This window comes from Ralstonia sp. 1B3, assembly GCF_036631435.1.
Genome location: NZ_JAPNUG010000026.1, coordinates 1 through 17400 on the forward strand (window position 1 = coordinate 1; position 17400 = coordinate 17400).

General features: G+C 65.7%; 8 protein-coding genes and 9 pseudogenes. 8 read left to right on the forward strand and 9 right to left on the reverse strand.

Annotated features, from left to right (window positions below; genetic code table 11):
- From OWR21_RS07095 to OWR21_RS07130, 8 genes and pseudogenes are all read right to left on the reverse strand, one after another.
- Positions 1-339: pseudogene (locus OWR21_RS07095) on the reverse strand (SDR family NAD(P)-dependent oxidoreductase); the annotation flags it as partial.
- Complete coding sequence (locus OWR21_RS07100; protein WP_332394907.1) at positions 336-851, reverse strand: aldose epimerase family protein; 516 nt, start codon at positions 849-851, stop codon at positions 336-338. The pseudogene OWR21_RS07095 and the gene OWR21_RS07100, both read right to left, overlap by 4 nt.
- Positions 852-1196: 345 nt before the next feature.
- Positions 1197-2098: pseudogene (locus OWR21_RS07105) on the reverse strand (SMP-30/gluconolactonase/LRE family protein); the annotation flags it as partial.
- Between the two features lie 10 nt (positions 2099-2108).
- The gene (gene araH / locus OWR21_RS07110; protein ID WP_332394877.1) at positions 2109-3056 is read right to left on the reverse strand and encodes an L-arabinose ABC transporter permease AraH; all 948 of its coding nucleotides are present in this window, start codon (positions 3054-3056) and stop codon (positions 2109-2111) included.
- A 75-nt stretch (positions 3057-3131) separates the two neighbouring features.
- Positions 3132-4664, reverse strand: a pseudogene (gene araG / locus OWR21_RS07115) (L-arabinose ABC transporter ATP-binding protein AraG).
- A gap of 33 nt (positions 4665-4697) precedes the next feature.
- Positions 4698-5701 (reverse strand): annotated as a pseudogene (locus OWR21_RS07120) (arabinose ABC transporter substrate-binding protein).
- Between the two features lie 73 nt (positions 5702-5774).
- The gene (locus OWR21_RS07125) at positions 5775-6788 is read right to left on the reverse strand and encodes a 2-dehydro-3-deoxygalactonokinase (RefSeq protein ID WP_332394879.1); all 1014 of its coding nucleotides are present in this window, start codon (positions 6786-6788) and stop codon (positions 5775-5777) included.
- A 162-nt stretch (positions 6789-6950) separates the two neighbouring features.
- A pseudogene (locus OWR21_RS07130) lies at positions 6951-8026 on the reverse strand (porin).
- Between the two features lie 175 nt (positions 8027-8201).
- On the opposite strand from OWR21_RS07130, the gene gcvA reads away from it, so the two are divergent.
- The 4 genes and pseudogenes from gcvA (at position 8202) to OWR21_RS07150 (ending at position 11098) form a co-directional block, all read left to right on the forward strand.
- The gene (gene gcvA, locus OWR21_RS07135) at positions 8202-9128 is read left to right on the forward strand and encodes a transcriptional regulator GcvA (RefSeq protein ID WP_027680389.1); all 927 of its coding nucleotides are present in this window, start codon (positions 8202-8204) and stop codon (positions 9126-9128) included.
- A 74-nt stretch (positions 9129-9202) separates the two neighbouring features.
- Positions 9203-9621: pseudogene (locus OWR21_RS07140) on the forward strand (VOC family protein).
- A 48-nt stretch (positions 9622-9669) separates the two neighbouring features.
- Positions 9670-10416: a 16S rRNA (uracil(1498)-N(3))-methyltransferase gene (locus OWR21_RS07145; protein ID WP_332394880.1), complete on the forward strand. Its 747-nt coding sequence runs from the start codon at positions 9670-9672 to the stop codon at positions 10414-10416.
- A gap of 82 nt (positions 10417-10498) precedes the next feature.
- Positions 10499-11098, forward strand: a complete 600-nt coding sequence (locus OWR21_RS07150) for a YidB family protein (RefSeq protein ID WP_332394881.1) — start codon at positions 10499-10501, stop codon at positions 11096-11098.
- A gap of 56 nt (positions 11099-11154) precedes the next feature.
- Here OWR21_RS07150 and OWR21_RS07155 read toward each other — a convergent pair.
- A pseudogene (locus OWR21_RS07155) lies at positions 11155-12092 on the reverse strand (LysR family transcriptional regulator).
- A gap of 202 nt (positions 12093-12294) precedes the next feature.
- Here OWR21_RS07155 and OWR21_RS07160 point away from each other — a divergent pair.
- From OWR21_RS07160 to OWR21_RS07175, 4 genes and pseudogenes are all read left to right on the forward strand, one after another.
- Positions 12295-14031, forward strand: coding sequence for an IlvD/Edd family dehydratase (locus OWR21_RS07160; protein WP_332394882.1), 1737 nt, complete (start codon positions 12295-12297; stop codon positions 14029-14031).
- Between the two features lie 15 nt (positions 14032-14046).
- Positions 14047-15371, forward strand: a pseudogene (locus tag OWR21_RS07165) (MFS transporter).
- Between the two features lie 25 nt (positions 15372-15396).
- Positions 15397-16326 (forward strand): dihydrodipicolinate synthase family protein, encoded by a 930-nt coding sequence (locus tag OWR21_RS07170; protein ID WP_332394883.1) that lies wholly within the window; start codon positions 15397-15399, stop codon positions 16324-16326.
- 2 nt (positions 16327-16328) lie between these two features.
- A pseudogene (locus tag OWR21_RS07175) lies at positions 16329-17266 on the forward strand (Gfo/Idh/MocA family protein).
- Positions 17267-17400: the final 134 nt, after the last annotated feature.

The window sequence follows — 17400 nt, forward strand, 5'->3', positions numbered from 1 at the left end:
TCAACTCGAGCGGATCGGAAAACACGTTGATGCCGGCGTTGTTGACCAGCACGTCGATCCCGCCAAAGCGCTCGACGCCGACAGCGACCATCGCGTCGATCTGCGCGCGGTCGCGCACGTCGGCTTGCACGAGGAGGATGTTGTCGTTGCCAACGCTGTCGCCATTTCGGCGGCAAAGGCTTCGGCGCGCGCGTCACGCACCAGCGCGTTGACGATCACGCGCGCGCCATGCTGCGCGAACAACTTGGCAATCGCACCGCCAATGCCTTGCGTGGCGCCTGTCACCAAGGCGACCTTGCCGGCAAGACGCGGCGGGAAAGACATCGGAGAAACAGTCATGCGTCAGTTCGATTCACGGTGAATTGATAGCTGCGCTGCAGGCTCTGGCCGGCGCCGAGAACGGTCAGCCCGTGGTCTTGCGGCAGGCCCGGCAGGTTGTGCGCGTTGATGGCGTGGTCGACCGGCTCGAAGCAGAAGAAGTCGTACCCGGCTGGGGTGTACAGCACATAGCGCGCCGTGTCTGCCGTGATCTGCACGGACAGGCGACGGCTGGGCCAGACGATCTCGGCGCGGCCATCCCAGCCTTCGAAGCTGTGATTGATGGCGGCGTTGGCTTCCAGGTTTCGGAGCTTGCGAAAGTCTGCATCGGCATGTGGTGTCTGCAAGACCGTCGGCAGATGGTCCGATGCGGATTCCCACATAGCCGTTGCGCTGGCGAGCAACCGAACATCGGGCGGGCGCGGAAAGAACGGATGCACGCCCACGCCGAACGGCAGCGGCGCGCCTTCGTTGCGTACCGTGAGCGAGATTTCCAGCGTGTTGCCCGCGAGCGTGTAGCGCTGCGTCGTCAGGTAGCGGAAGGCGGCCGTGGTCGACCGTTGCGGCGAGTTCGACTGACGTGTCTGTTTGTGAGACCACCTCCCACGGCATCAGCCAGCCGTGGCCGTGCAGCGGATACGCTTCGTCGTCACGCGTGCCCGGCACTTCGATGGTCCGCCCTCGAACTGGAAGCACCCACCGCCGATGCGGTTGGACCACGGCACGAGCGGAAAACAGGCGAGCGCTCTCGGATCATGCAGCGCCGCTTCTGCTACCGCCGGCCGAAAGATCGGCGCGACATCGCCGTCACGCAGCAGATCGAAACGCAACAAGCCGCCACCGGCTTCGGGCAATACCGGCGCGTAGCGTGCCGTTTTCGCTGCAACGTAGGCATGGCCGAACCGGCCCTCCGGCAATCCGCGCATGTCCGGCACGGCCAGCTGCAACGTCGCGCCATTCACGTCTTCTGCCAGGCGGCGCGCCGACAAACCGTCGCGCGCCGTCGTCAGATACAGCGTGTCGAGCGCCTCGCCGCCAAATGCCGGGCATGTGGGCTGCGATGCCGGCACGGACACGCGCGCCAGCACACGGCCATCCGGTGCGTAGCGCGTCAGGCGGTTGCCGCCCCTCGGCGTTCCACAGGCAGCCGTCTGCGTCGACGGTCGAGCCATCGGGCGAGCCCTTGTGCGCGCCCATCGGCTTCTTGGTCACGAGGTCGGCAGACACGAATATTGGCGACTGCGCCCGTCTGACCGTCGTAGTCGCACGCGTGGATGCGCCGGCTGTTGGTATCGCACCAATACATGGTCTTGCCGTCGGGGCTGAAGGCGATGCTGTTGGCAATCGCGATGTGCGGCAGCGCCAAGCGTTGCAACGTGCCCATCGGCGTAAAGCGATAGAAGCTGCCGGTGGGTTCCGGGCCGCCTTCGTGCAGGGTGCCGAAGACGTAGTTGCCGGAGCGGTCTGCGCGGCCGTCATTGACGCGCGTGGTCGGGTTGTCGGATTCGACGTCGACCAGCAGCGTGAGCGCGCCGGTGCGCGTGTCGAAGCGGGCGATGTTCTTCGCGCCGAGGATCAGCACGCCGGGCTCGTCCGTCAGCACGAAAGAGCCCACGCGTTGCGGCAGCGGCCATTGACGCTCCTGCCCCGTCGCCGGATCGTGCTGCCACAGCAGCGATTCCTGGATGTCGGTCCACCACAGCACACGCAGGGCGTCGTCCCAGACGATGCCTTCGCCAAGCGTGCAACGCAGATCGGACAGCGTGGTTGCGGTTGTCATCTGCACCGCCTCACTCACGGCCGTCGCGGTTCTTCAACTGGTCGACCAGCACCGCCGCCAGCAGAATCGCGCCGCGCACGAGGTACTGATAGAACGCGTCGATGTTCAGCAGGTTCATCGCGTTCTGCACGGTGCCCATGATCAGCACGCCGACCAGCACCCCGCTGATGGTCGCGCGGCCGCCCAGGAGCGACACGCCGCCCAGCACGCAGGCCGAAATCACGTTCAGCTCAAAGCCTTGCGCCGCATTCGGCTGGCCGCTGGTGATGCGCGCCGCCAGGATCACGCCGGCCAGCGCGGCAATCACACCCTGGATCAGGAAGATCACGATGCGCGTCATGTTGACGTTCACGCCGGCCAGCCGGGCCGCTTCCGGATTGCCGCCAATCGCCAGCGTATTGCGGCCGTAGATCGTCTTGTTGAGCAGCACGCCAAACACGACAAAGCACAGCGCCGCCACCCACACCGGCGTCGGCACACCGAAAAAGATCGTGTTGCCGAGGTCGAAGAAATCCATGTCGGACACGCCCACCGCCTGCCCATGCGAGGCGATGAAAGCGAGGCCGCGCACGATTTCCATCGTGGCCAGCGTCGTGATCAGCGCATTGATCTTCAGCTTGGCGATCACGAAACCATTGATGCCGCCGATAATCGCGCCCGCCACCAGGCTCGCGCCAATGCCGAGTGCGATGCTGCCGGTGGCGTTGATGATCATGGCGCAGAGCACGCCGGCAAACGCCACCGTGGAGCCGATCGACAGATCGAAATCACGTGACGCCAGACAGAACATCATCGTGCAGGCAACCATGCCGATCTGCGAGACGGACAGTGCAAGGCCGACCATGTTCTGCCACGAGAAGAAATACTCGACCGAGAACGACAGCGCGGCAAAGAGGATGGCGAAGATCAGCGGGAGGCTGAAATCGTCCAGCAGGCGAAGCAGGCGCGTCTTGTTCATGGCAGAGCGCCGATGCGGCGAGCGCATCGGAATGTTGCAGGGGTTGAGACTGGGACATCTTGGACTCCGTGGTTCTCATGCCGCCAGCGGCGGCAAAGGTGCGGACGGCAGCGGCGCGGACTCTGGCCGCAGCGCGAGCTTGAGCACGGCCTGCTCGTTGGCCTGTTCGCGCGGCAATTCGCCGGCGATGCGGCCTTCGCTCATCACGAGCACGCGGTCGGCAACACCGAGGATTTCCGGCAATTCGCTGGAGATCATCAGCACGGCCACGCCGCGTTCAGCCAGTTCGTACAGCACCTGGTAGATCTCGTTCTTGGCACCAACGTCGATGCCGCGCGTGGGCTCGTCAATGATCAGCACGCGCATGTCGTCTTCGGCCAGCCAGCGCGCCAGAATCGCCTTCTGCTGATTGCCGCCCGACAGCAGGCGGATCGGCTGCTCGCGGTTGGGCGTCTTGATGCGCAGGCGTGTGATGTAGTGATCGGCCGTCTTCGCTTCCTGCCGGTCATTGACGAACAGGCCGAAGCGGCGCTGGTTGCGCCGGCAGCTGATGTTGATGTTTTCCGACACCGAGCGGCAGCCGATGATGCCCTCTTCCTTGCGGTCTTCCGGACACAGCACGATGCCTTGGCGAATGGCATCGGCCACATCCCGGATGCGGATCGGCGCGCCGTCGAGCGTGATGCTGCCCGCCGTCTTGCGATCGGCCCCGTAGATCAATCGGGCCAGTTCCGAGCGCCCTGCGCCCACCAGCCCGAACAAGCCGACAATCTCGCCGCGGCGTACAGACAGGCTCGCCGGCTCAGCCAGCTTCGGGCCCATCAGGCCATCCACCTGCAAGCGCACCTCGCCCAGCGGCCGCGCGCGGTAATCGAAGATGTCGTCGATCTGGCGGCCGACCATCTGCGCCACCAGCTCGTCGCGCGTGACGTTGGCCATCGACGGGAATCCGCCACCTTGCGGCCGTCGCGGAAGATCGTGCAGCCATCGCACAGCTCGAAAATCTCATCGAGCCGGTGCGAGATGTAGATCAGCGCACGGCCCTGCGCGCGCAGGTCTTTTCACGAGGCGGAACAGGATGTCGGTCTCGCGGATCGACAGCGAACTCGTCGGCTCGTCCAGCGCAATCACGCGCGCATCGCGCAGGATCGCCTTGCAGATCTCGACCATCTGGCGCTGGCCGATCGACAGGTGCTTCAGCTTGGCGCGCGGGTCCAGGTCGACGCCGATGCGGCCGAGCTGCTCGCGCGTCCACGCCATCGCCTCGCGCTGACGGATGAACCCGCCGCTGGCCGGCAGGTGGCCGAGCAGCAGGTTGTCCATCACCGTCAGCTCGGGCACCGTCTGCAGCTCCTGATGGATGACGGCAATGCCGGCATCCAGCGCTGCCCGGTGGTCGGGAACGCCGTCGGCTTTCCTCGACGACGATCTGACCACCGTCGGGCTGATAGTCGCCGCCCAGGATCTTCAACAGCGTCGACTTGCCCGCGCCGTTCTCGCCCAGCAAGCCGTGCACGCGACCGCATTCGATGCCGAACGACACATCGGACAGCGCCCGCACACCGGGAACACCTTGCTGATGCCACGAAACTCAAGAAACGCCGACATGGCAAGTCTCCTTCAACAACGTCATCCGCAAGATCACAGACCCATCTCTTGGCGGACGGCCTTTTCGTTGTCGCGCGTCATCAGGCGGCCGCTGGTCAGGATGAGCGGGTCCGGCGCCTTGTTGTTCTTGATCCACTCGTACATGTTGACCGAGGTTTCGTAGCCGTGACGCTTCGGGCTGATCAGCACGGTACCGAAGAAGCCGGTCTTCTCGGGCTTGGCGAACTCGTTGAGTGCCGACTGGCTGCCGCCGATGCCCACCCCGATGATGTCGGCCGGCTTCACGCCGTGGCCTTCCGCCGCACGCACGGCGCCCAGCACGGCTTCGTCATTCAGGCCGAAGGCAATCCAGTGCTTGAACTTCGGGTTCTTGGTCAGCGTGATGTTGGCGGCGTTGAAGGCCGCTTCGGTATCCGTCTTGGCCTGCGGGCTGGTCAGCACGTTGGCGGCCGGGAAGCCCGCCTTGGTGAGCGCGGCGACGGCGCCGTCGGTACGTTCCTTGGCGGTCGGCAGCTGGTCATAGGCGATACGGATAGCACCGACTTCCGACAGGTTCCAGCCGCGCTTCTTCATCTCCTGCGCGATGGCATCGCCCACCTGTTCGCCGATCTTCGTGGCCGAGATGCCCATGTGCGGCACGGCTTCGATCGGCTTGCCTGCGCCGTCGACCAACCGGTCATCCACCGTCATCAGCTTGAGGTTGTTCTGCTTGGCCTTGGCGACGACCGCCGGTCCTAGCTTCACGTCGGGCACGCAGATCACGAAACCCTGCGCGTGCTGCGCGCCCAGGTTGTCGATGGCGGTCAGCACTTCGCCGCCGCTCGGCACGCCGATCTTCACCAGCTTGAAGCCTTTCTCCTTGGCGGCCTGGTCTGCGAACTTCCATTCGTCCTGGAACCACGGCTCTTCGGGCTGCTTGACCAGGAAGCCGATCTTCACGTCATCGGCTGCATGGGCAAACACCGAAGGCCGCCGGCCATGGCAAACAGCGTGGCGGCCGCAATGGCCTTGAATGTCCCGCGTCGTTGTTGTTGCATGTTGTCTCCTTGCGATGCCGTCATTGCGGCATCTGTTCTGCGTTGGATGAAAGGGATGGCGTGCGCGCCGGGCTCACGCCACCTTCAAGGTTTTGACCAGGCCGCGCTCGCGTGCGATGGCGATCGCGCCGCTGCCGGCCAGGTGTTCCTGCTGTTCACTGCTGGTGACGGTGACCTTGCCCGAGAAGAAATCGTCGTCCGACACCAGCACGGCCAGCGCTTCGCGCAGCAGCGGCTTGCCCGTGATGACGAACTGCGTGCCCGGATTCATGCGGATCGCGCTGCTGTTCTTGAGCGTGCGCAGATCCGCGCCCAGCACCGCGCCCAGCAGGAAGTTGGCCCGCGCATTGCGCTCGTAGATCGTGAACTGGCCCAGCGTGCGCACCATGAAGCAGGCACGCCCCAGCCCGATGCTGCTGGCGCTGCGCGCGCCGGAGAGCAACATTTCCGGATCGACCTCGGTGGCAAAGTCGGAGTCGAGCGCATCGGCCAGGATGGTGTTGTGCGTGATCACGTGGAGCAGCTCGCCGGCCAGCGTCGTCACACAGCCGGTGATGCGCTGGTCGGCGTCCAGGTGCACGAACTTCGAGTGCGACCCCGGCAGCACGATCACCGCCGGTTCCGTGATGCCCAGACGCGAGACCAGACCCATGGTCTCGACCTCTTCGCCGCGCATCATGTCCATCGACTCGATGTTGTGCAGGCCGAGGTTGTCCACCGGATTGCGCACGCCCGGCACGAACCAGATCGGCTGGGCGCACACCTCGGGGATGCTTGCCTGCACCATCCCGGCCGCCAGGTCGCGCAGGCCGGCCGGCGCCATCAGGTGCGGGACTTCGTGCAGGCCGACGTTGGAGGTGATCATGCCGGACGCCAGCACCAAGTCGACCTGGCTCATGCCGAACCCGGCCTTCTGCAGCGCAGCTTCAATCGTGTCTTGCACGCCGCGCTGCAGCGTCGTCCGGTTGCCGGTGATGGCGGTGTCGCGCACGCCAACCTGGCGCGCAGCCTGGCAAAGCGCAACGTCATCGCGCCAGACCGTAACGCGTGTGTTGGTGGTACCGGTATCGATGGTGAGGATGTTCATGCGTGGCATTGCTTGGTGTGACGTGGGACGGGGCCCAAGGCGAAAAACCGTTTCATGATCCCGCAGCAAGCGGCCCGAGGTTGACCCGGAAAGCGCCGCCATCGCTGAAGACAGCGGCGCGCGCAGTGAAGTTCGGGGCGCACAGCGGGATCATGAGCGGTTTTAGAACGAGTGAACGATACCCGTATAGGCACCCAGCTGGTTCTTGCCCGGGGCCGGGTTGTTGTTGGTCGCTTCCACCGAGAAGTTGGCGGTGGAACTGTTCTGTACCGTGCCCACGCTCGCGTACAGCATCGTGCGCTTGGACAGGTTGTAGTTCGCGCCGGCCATGAACAGGTTGGCGTTGCCGCCGCCGTGGTTCACGTTGACGCGGTAGGCCGCGCCGATCAGCGTCAGCGCCGGCGTGACTTCATAGTTGATGCCCAGCCAGTAGTGGTTCGCCTTGGTCGGCGCGCCCGCTGCGGCATCCGGCGCCGACAGGTTTTCATACGCCGCAAACAGCTTGGCCTTGCCGATCGTGTACGTGCCGCCGATCGTCGCTTCCTTCGAGAAGTTGAAGATGTCGCTGAACTTGCCGTTGCCGTCGCGGATCACGTCGTAGATCGCGCGCACTTCCAGCGGGCCGGCCGTGTAGACGGCGGACACGCCATCGCGGCGGCTGTTCGTGAACGAGCCAGGCTGCTCGCCCAGGCCGGTCTGCAGGCCGATCTGGAAGCCGCCCCAGGTCGGGCTTTGATATTCGACGATGTTGTTCGCGCCCGGCCAGTTGCGCCCGCGCACGAGCGTGGCCGAGCCGATGAACTGCTGGCCGGTCGGGTCGAGGAACCAGACGTCGTTGCTGATGAAGAGGTTCTTGCCGGCCGTCAACGTGCCCCAGGTCGGGCTGGACAGGCCGACGTACGAACGGCGGTTGAAGAGCGCATCGCCGTTGGTTTTGCCCTGGGCTGCACCGAAGCCGGATTCAAGCCGGAACACGGCCTGCAGACCACCGCCGAGATCCTCCTTGCCCATGAACCCGAACATGCTGGTCCCCCACTGGTTGTCGGCGGCGCGCCGAGGCTGCCGCCGGGCGAGGTCGCGGTGGGGGCGACGTTGTTCTGGTAGTCGATGCCGCTGGCGACGCGGCCGTACAGCGTGACGTTGGTTTGTGCGAGGGCGGGAGCGGTCCAGCCGGCGAGCGCGAAGGTGAGCCCAAGCGCGCACGCCGACATCCCGCGAACAGCGGTGGTTCGATTCATGACGTCTCCTGAAATGTTTTTGTAGGCGGGGTCCGGTGCGTCACGTGGTTTGAGATCGCTGGAGGCACACACCAGGCATCGTCACCGTCCCCAGGCGCATTTGTAGTCGGGGCCGCCTTAACGTGGCAAACTACAAATTCTTCGCGAGACGTTAAATTTTTCTTAACGAGAACGCATGCCACGGCGCCTCCCTCCCCTTAACGCATTGCGCGTCTTTGAAGTCGCGGGCCGTCACCTGAGTTTCAGCCGAGCCGCGGACGAGCTTTGCGTGACCAATGCCGCCGTCAGCCACCAGATCAAGCAGCTCGAAGATCATCTGGGCAAAAAGCTCTTCGCGCGCCGCAACAACCAGCTCACGCTCACAGACGCCGGCGAGAACTACCTGCCCCGCGTGCGCGATGCGCTGCGCGCGCTCGAACAGGCCACCGACCTATTGATGGACACCGCCGACGCGCCCCTGCGCGTGGCCGTGCCGCCAACCTTCGGCGCCAAGTGGCTGGTGCCGCGGCTGTACCGCTTCTTCAACCAGCACCCGCACGTGCGCGTCGAGGTGTCGACCGCCGACGTGCAGGACCACGGCCAGTTCGATCTGTGCATCGACGACCGGCAAGTCAATGCACCCAACCTGCGCGTCGAGTGGTTCACCTCCACCGACTTCTTTCCGGTATGCAACGCCACGCTGCAGGCCGCGATACGGATGCCGCAGGACCTGGCCACCCAAACGCTGCTGCACGAGCGCGGCGGACGCCATCTCGCGCACCATCCGACGTGGCGGCAATGGCTCGACGAAGTCGGCGTCGCGCACATCGACGCCACGCGCGGGCCCGCGTTTTCCGAGGCGCTGATGGCCCTGCAGGCCGCCATTGACGGCCAAGGCGTGGCGCTCGGCCAGGGCATCCTCGTCGAATACGACATCGCCGCCGGGCGCCTGATGCGGCCGCTGGCGACTGAGGCGTCGCTGCGCCTGTCGTACTACCTGATCCACCCGCACCAGGCGGCCGAGCACGCAGGTTTTGCGCTGTTCCGCCAATGGCTCGTCGATGAAGTGGCGCGCAGCGGCGGGCGGCCGCGCAACCAGTCGGCGGCGGGCGAGGTGTTTTGATTTCTTGATTGTGGTGGGGCCGGCGCTCTACACTACTCGTCCCTGTTTGCATCGCGCCGAAGAAGGAGCCCGCCATGAGCTTCCCCCGCCCCGCCAACACGCCGTGGCTCGTCCCGTACCTGACCGTGCGCGACGCCTCGGCCGCCATCGCCTTCTATCGCAACGCGTTCGGTTTGGTGTGCAGGATGAGGTGCACGACCATGGCCGCCCGATCCACGTCGAGATGACGTACCAGGGCCAGCTCATGCTGATGTTTGCGCCCGAAGGCGCCTTCGGCTCCACCGCCAAAGCCCCCGCGGGCGCCGGCTTTGAATGCCCGCAGAGTTTCCATCTGTATTGCGACGACGTCGACACCGTGTACCAGCACGCGCTCGACCAGGGTGCCGCGTCGATCATGGCGCCGCACGATGCCTTCTGGGGCGAGCGCTACGCCGCCGTACGCGATCCCGATGGCTACCGCTGGGGCCTTGCCTGCCGCCCTGCCGCAGCCTGATCGCTCATCGCCGGATCGCCTGACCGATTCACAACAAGGATTGCAGTAATGGGGCTTCCCGTTTTCGTCGATACGCCGCTCGCCCCCAACACCACCGTCACGCTGGACGAGTCCGTCACGCGCCACATCCACGTACTGCGCCTGGCCGCTGGCGATGACGTCTGCCTGTTCGATGGCTCCGGCCACGAATTCCGCGCGCGGCTCGACGCCATCAACAAGCGCGATGCCACTGCCAGCCTTGCCGACGCCACGCAGCCTGACACCGAAGCGCGCTACGCCATCACGCTTGCGCAGGGCATTGCCGGCGGCGACAAGATGGATTGGCTCATCGAAAAGGCCGTCGAACTGGGCGTCAATGCCGTCGCGCCGCTGCAGACCGAACGCGGCGTGGTGCGACTCTCCGGCGAGCGCGCCGCCAAGCGCGTGCAGCACTGGCAGGCACTCGTGCAAGCCGCCTGCGAGCAATGCGGCCGCGCCCGCGTGCCGGTGGTCGCGCCGGTCGCCACGCTGCGCGAATGGCTCGCCGCCGCCAAGTCGACCGACGCGCCGCGCGTGTTGCTGTCACCGCGCGGCACGCAATCGCTCACGCAGTGGGCGGTGCAGTCGTGCACGCACATCGAAGGCAACGGCATCGTCTTGCTGATCGGCCCCGAAGGTGGCCTCTCCCCCGACGAAGAAGCGCTTGCCGAGGCTGCCGGTTTCTTACCGCTGACACTCGGGCGACGTATTCTGAGAACGGAATCGGCGGCGCTCGCGGCCGTCTCCGCGCTGCACGCCGTGCTCGGCGAGTTCTAAGTTCTGGCGACGAAACACTGACCGTTTGATCCCACCGGCGGGCCTTATCCCCCTGCCCGCCATTGACCAAAGGAGCTTCATCATGGGTCTACTCGATTCGATTCTCGGCGGCGGCAATGACGCCAGCGGCGCGCAATCGTCCTTGCTAGGCAACAAGAAGGTGCTGCTGGCCGTGGGCGTGCTGGCCTACCTGGCAATGAAGCACAAATCGCAAGGCGCGGGCGATTCGGCAGCACCGCAGGGGCAGGAAGATCAGGGCGGCGGCCTGTTCGGCTCGCTGGGTGGCTTGCTTGGTGCGGCAGGCGGTGCCGGCGCGCTGGGCAGTCTGCTCGGCGGTGCTGGTGGGGCCGGTGGCCTTGGCGGCCTGCTCGGCGGGCTGCTGGGCGGCGGCAATGGCAACGCGGATCAGGCCGCGGTCGGTGGCCTCGGGCCGCTGCAACAGATCCTGGAGCAAGCGGGTCTGGGCGAAGAGGTCAAATCGTGGATCGGCAATGGCCAGAACCTGCCGGTGTCGGGCGAGCAGATTACCCAGGCACTGAGCGGTACGGGCGCGCTGGAGGAAGTCTCGAAACTGGCCGCCCACTTCGGCGTCAACGAAGGCGACCTCGCGAACCAGCTCGCCGAGGGCCTGCCTGAGGCCGTCAATCACCTCACGCCGCAGGGTGCGGTGCCGGCAGCCTGAGCGTCATCTCGGCACAGTAAAAAAGCCCGCAATGCGGGCTTTTTTTGACTCGGCAATCACGCCGCGCCGTAGGCCGTTCGGGCCGCGTCGCGCAGCGCCTGCACCACATGCAGCGCCGCCGGAGACAACAACCGGTCCGTACGCGTGATGATGCCGAAATCGTCCATCTGGCACGGCATGGCCAGCGGAAGAATCGCCAGCATCCGATACGACGCGTAGTACTGCGCGACATCGGTGCCGATCACAGCCAACATGTCGCTCTGCTCCAGGATGCGCGTCAGGAAGAGCAGCGCGGAGGTTTCGACCACGCTGGACGGCGCTGTCAGGCTCTCCCGCTGGAACATCAAATCGAACCGGTGACGCAGCACGCTGCCGATGGGCGGCACCACCCAGGTGGCGGGCTGCACATCGGCCAGGTCAGCGACGGTTCTGCCAACAGCGGATGCCCCGGCCGCGCCACCGCCACCACCGGCTCGTCGGCCAGCGGCTCGTAGCGTAGGTGCAGTTTGTCGTGCTCGGCAAACAGCCTGCCGACCACTAAGTCGAGCTTGTCCTGCGCAAGGCGTTCGAGCAGCACGTTGCTGCTTTCGATTTCAAGCGACACCCGCAGCCCCGGATGCTCGCGCGTGATCTGCGCCACCACCGGCGGCAACAGCCGCACGCCCGGCGAGGTGATGGTGCCCACCGCCACATGCCCCAGGTGGCCGGCCTTGCCCGAGCACTTCCTCTTGCGCCTGGTCCAGGCTGCCGACGACGGCGCGCGCGTGCCGGATCAGCGCATCGCCATAGCGCGTGGGCCGCATGCCGCGCGGCATGCGCTCGAACAGTTGCACATCCAGCATGGCCTCCAGCTCGCGCAGCAGCGAGGCGGCGGCTGCGTCATGTTGAGCGCAGCGGCCGCCCGGTGAATGTTGCCCTCCTCGGCCAGGGCGATCAGCAGCAGCAGTTGTCGCGTCTTCAGGCGCGCACGGACATACCAGGGGCTGTTCGACATCGGGTCTTCCTCGAGATATCAAATCGGATATCGGTCACGGCCAATATTTCATTGGAAGGATATCAGGGCGCTCCGTACACTCGGTCCGATCAAAAAACCACAACCACACCGGAGACAACGGACGTGCCGCGCGGCCCGCAAGTGCCGCGCAGCCGATCGATGCACGCGCGCATCGACAAGCACGTCCGTGACACACGCACCCATGTCGGAATCGAAACCCAAGCTGCGCTCGGCCGAATGGTTCGGCACCGCCGATAAGAACGGCTTCATGTATCGAAGCTGGATGAAGAACCAGGGCATCCCCGACCACGAATTCGACGGACGCCCGATCATCGGCATCTGCAATACCTGGTCGGAACTGACGCCGTGCAACGCGCATTTCCGCAAGCTCGCCGAACACGTCAAGCGCGGCATTTACGAGGCGGGCGGCTTTCCGGTGGAGTTTCCGGTGTTCTCCAACGGCGAATCGAACCTGCGCCCGACCGCCATGCTCACGCGCAACCTCGCCGCCATGGATGTGGAAGAGGCGATTCGCGGCAACCCGATCGACGCGGTGGTGCTGCTCACCGGCTGCGACAAGACCACGCCCGCCCTGCTGATGGGCGCGGCCAGCTGCGACGTGCCGGCCATCGTCGTGACGGGCGGGCCGATGCTCAACGGCAAGCTCGACGGCAAGAACATCGGCTCGGGCACGGCGGTGTGGCAGCTGCACGAATCGCTCAAGGCGGGCGAGATCGACCTGCATCACTTCCTGTCCGCCGAGGCGGGGATGTCGCGCTCGGCCGGCACGTGCAACACGATGGGCACGGCGTCCACCATGGCCTGCATGGCCGAAGCGCTCGGCACATCGCTGCCGCACAACGCAGCCATTCCCGCAGTGGATGCGCGGCGCTACGTGCTTGCGCACATGTCAGGCATCCGCATCGTCGAGATGGCGCTGCAGGGGCTGACGCTGTCCAAGATCCTCACGCGCGCCGCATTCGAGAACGCCATCCGCGTCAACGCGGCCATTGGCGGCTCCACCAACGCGGTGATCCACCTCAAGGCGATTGCCGGGCGCATCGGCGTGCCGCTTGAGCTGGAAGACTGGTCGCGCATCGGCCGGGACACCCCGACCATCGTCGACCTGATGCCCTCGGGGCGCTTCCTGATGGAGGAGTTCTATTACGCCGGCGGCCTGCCCGCCGTGCTGCGCCGCCTGGGTGAGGCAAACCTGCTGCCGCACCCCGATGCGCTGACCGTCAACGGCAAGACGCTGTGGGAGAACGTCAAAAACGCGCCCATCACCGACGACGAAGTCATCCGGCCGCTCACAAATCCGCTGATCGACGATGGCGGCATTCGCGTGCTGCGCGGCAATCTCGCGCCGCGCGGTGCGGTGCTCAAGCCGTCGGCGGCGAGTCCGGAATTGCTGCGGCATCGCGGCCGTGCGGTCGTGTTCGAGAACCTCGAACACTACAAGGAACGCATCGTCGACGAGACCTTGGAGGTGGATGCCAGCTCCGTGCTGGTGATGAAGAACTGCGGGCCGAAGGGCTATCCGGGCATGGCCGAGGTCGGCAACATGGGCCTGCCGCCCAAGCTGCTGCGCCAGGGTGTGAAGGACATGGTCCGCATTTCCGACGCGCGCATGAGCGGCACCGCCTACGGAACGGTCGTGCTGCACGTCGCGCCCGAGGCTGCCGCTGGCGGGCCGCTGGCCGCGGTGCAGGACGGCGACTGGATCGAACTCGACTGCGAGGCCGGCACGCTGCACCTTGATATCGACGACGCCGAACTGGCGCGCCGCATGGCGGCCTATCAGGCACCTCGCTCCCATGGTGAAGACGGCGGCTACCAGCGCCTGTACGTCAATCACGTGCTGCAAGCCGACGAAGGCTGCGACCTTGATTTCTTGGTCGGCTGCCGTGGCGCCGCCGTGCCGCGCCACTCGCACTGAGCCGAGGAAAGACCGATGGACATCTCCCAAACCGCAGGCGCCGCTCCGACTTCGGCCGATGCATCGGAGGAGCAGCGCATCATCCGCATGCTCACGCGCAAGCTGATGCCGTTCCTCGCGCTGATCTACGTGGTGGCGTATATCGATCGCTCCGTAGTCGGCTTCGCCAAGCTGCACATGAACGCGGCAGTGGGCATCGGTGACGCTGCCTACGGTCTGGGGGCGGGCCTGTTCTTCATCGGCTATTTCCTATGCGAGGTGCCGAGCAACCTGGCACTCGAACGCTTTGGCGCACGCCGCTGGTTTGCGCGCATTCTGTTCACGTGGGGCGTCATCACCATGGCCATGGCGCTGGTCAGCGGCCCGGTCAGTTTCTATGTGCTGCGCTTCCTGCTCGGTGCGGCCGAGGCCGGCCTGTACCCCGGCATTCTGTATTTCCTGACCAAGTGGTTTCCGATGCGCCACCGTGCGCGCATCGTCGGCTTGCTGGTGCTGGCGCAGCCCGTCGCGCTCATCATCACCGGGCCGTTGGCGGGGTGGCTGCTGTCGGTGCCGGGGCTCTTCGGCATGTCGAGCTGGCAGATGCTGTTCGTGGTCAGCGGCCTGCCGGCCACGCTGCTGTGTGTGCCGACGCTGCGTATCCTGCCGGAATCCCCGCGCATGCGCGCTGGCTGCCCGCTGCAGACCGCGCGTGGATCGAACGTGAGCTGGCCGCAGACCAGGCCGCCTATGCGCTGAAATCGCACGGTAGCCCGCTCAAGGCGCTCAAGGATGTGCGGGTGCTGATGCTGGCGCTGCTGTTTCTACCGTTTCCGCTGAGCATCTACGGCCTCTCGCTGTGGCTGCCGACGATCATCAAGCAGTTTGGCGTGAGCGATGCCGCCACCGGTTTGCTGTCGGCTGTGCCCTATCTGTTTGCCGTGCTGGGCTTGTACCTAGTGCCGCGCCATTCGGACCGCACGGGCGAGCGCTACTGGCACATCGCCATTCTGTCGGCGCTGGCCGCGCTCGGCATGGCGGCCAGCGCATGGGTTCAAACGCCCGCGCTGCAACTGGCGTGCCTCTGCCTGTTCGCGTTTTCCGCCTATGCAATCCAGGCCGTGCTGTGGACGCTGCCCGGACACTTCCTGACCGGCACGAGCGCCGCCGTGGGCATTGCAACCATCAACTCGCTGTCCAACCTGGGCGGTTACCTCGGCCCCTATGGCATGGGCATCCTCAAGAACGCCACAGGCAGCCTGTCTGCCGGTCTGTACTTCCTTGCCGCCGCGCTGGCATTTGCCGTGGTGATGACGTTCATCGTTCGCGCCGTGCTGGGCGCACGCCAGCACCTCTCCTGACACCCATTCCCGACTTCACGATTTCATGACCCGCAACAGCAAACCGCGCTACCAAGGCATCTTTCCGGTGGTGCCCACCACGTTCACGGAAACTGGCGAACTCGACCTTGCCAGCCAGAAGCGGGCCATCGATTTCATGATCGACGCCGGCTCCGATGGCCTGTGCATCCTCGCCAATTTCTCCGAGCAGTTCTCGTTGTCGGACGACGAACGCGAAGTCCTCACCCGCACCGCGCTGGAACACGTGGCGGGCCGCGTACCGGTGATCGTCACCACGTCGCACTACAGCACGCAGGTCTGCGCACAACGCAGCCGTCGCGCGCAGGACATGGGCGCCGCCATGCTGATGGTGATGCCGCCCTACCACGGCGCCACCTTCCGCGTGCCGGAAACGCAGATCTACGAATTCTTTGCGCGCGTGTCGGATGCCGTCGGCATTCCGATCATGATTCAGGATGCGCCGGCCAGCGGCACTGTGCTGTCTGCGGCATTCCTCGCGCGCGTGGCCCGCGAGATCGAGCAGGTCGCCTACTTCAAGATCGAAACGCCCGGGGCGGCGGCCAAGCTGCGCGAGCTGATCCGCCTCGGCGGCGACGCCATCGAAGGCCCCTGGGACGGCGAAGAGGCCATCACGCTGCTGGCCGATCTCGATGCCGGCGCCACGGGCAGCATGACCGGCGGCGCGTATCCCGACGGCATCCGGCCGATCATCGAGGCGCATGCCCAAGGGCAGCACGATCTGGCGTTCGATCTGTATCAACGCTGGCTGCCGCTCATCAATCACGAGAACCGGCAGGCCGGCATCCTGGCCGCAAAGGCGCTGATGAAGGAAGGCGGCGTGATTGCCTGCGAGGCATCGCGCCATCCGCTGCCCGCAATGCACCCGGACACGCGCCGGGGCCTGATCGACATTGCCCGGCGGCTCGACCCGCTGGTCTTGCGCTGGGGCCGATAACCATGCACGGCAACTCCACCCCTGTTTCGATCGGCATCGTCGGCGTTGGCAAAATCGCGCGTGACCAGCATCTGCCTGCGCTTGCCGCGCAGCCGGGCTTTACGCTTGCGGCCTGCGCCAGCCCGCATTCGCGCGTTGAGGGCCTGCCGCATTACACGACGCTCGACGCCATGCTGGCAGACGAACGCGCGCTGCAGGCAGTGTCGCTGTGCACGCCGCCTCAGGTGCGGTTTGCCCAGGCCCGGGCGGCTCTCGCCGCCGGCAAGCACGTCATGCTGGAGAAGCCCCGGGCGCCAGCGTGTCGGAAGTGGCGATCCTCGCTGATCTGGCGCGGCAGAACCGCCGCACCTTGTTCGCCTCCTGGCATTCACGCCACGCGCCCGGTGTCGAGGCCGCTCGGGAGTGGCTGGCAAGCCGCGCCATCGTCTCGGTCGACGTGCAATGGAAAGAAGACGTGCGCCGCTGGCACCCGAACCAGGCATGGATCTGGGAACCCGGCGGCCTGGGCGTGTTCGACCCGGGCATCAACGCGCTGTCGATCCTGACCCGCGTACTGCCTCATGCGTTCTTTCTGACGTCCGCCGACCTGTGGGTGCCCGCCAATCAGCAGACGCCGATTGCAGCCCACCTCGCATTCACCGATGAACGCGGCACGGCCATCGCGGCGGAATTCGACTGGCGCCATGACGCGGGCGAGCTATGGCAGATCGACGTGACCACGCGCGACGGCACGCTGCGGCTCGCCCAAGGCGGCAAGCAATTGACCATCGACGGCGCTGAGATCGACGTCGGCCCTGAACGCGAATACCCGAGCCTGTACACACGCTTTCTCGAACTGATCGCCAGTGGTGAAAGCGATGTGGATGTCCGCCCGCTTCAGCATGTCGCCGATGCCATGCTGCTCGGTCGGCGCCATCTGATCGATCCGTTCGTGCCGTGATGCACGGCCGACTTACGTAGTGCCATAAGAGCCATTCCAACGAGGAGACAACCATGCAACGCAAACTTCGCCGGCTGACCCTGTCCGCCCTGGCAGCCACCCTTTGCCTGGCGCCGCTGGCCGCCAGCCTGCCC

Coding starts and splice junctions, on each gene's coding strand:
- araH (WP_332394877.1), bottom strand. CDS start 3,056: ATGAACAAGACGCGCCTGCTTCGCCTGCTGGACGATTTCAGCCTCCCG.
- OWR21_RS07125 (WP_332394879.1), bottom strand. CDS start 6,788: ATGAACATCCTCACCATCGATACCGGTACCACCAACACACGCGTTACG.
- gcvA (WP_027680389.1), top strand. CDS start 8,202: ATGCCACGGCGCCTCCCTCCCCTTAACGCATTGCGCGTCTTTGAAGTC.
- OWR21_RS07145 (WP_332394880.1), top strand. CDS start 9,670: ATGGGGCTTCCCGTTTTCGTCGATACGCCGCTCGCCCCCAACACCACC.
- OWR21_RS07150 (WP_332394881.1), top strand. CDS start 10,499: ATGGGTCTACTCGATTCGATTCTCGGCGGCGGCAATGACGCCAGCGGC.
- OWR21_RS07160 (WP_332394882.1), top strand. CDS start 12,295: ATGTCGGAATCGAAACCCAAGCTGCGCTCGGCCGAATGGTTCGGCACC.
- OWR21_RS07170 (WP_332394883.1), top strand. CDS start 15,397: ATGACCCGCAACAGCAAACCGCGCTACCAAGGCATCTTTCCGGTGGTG.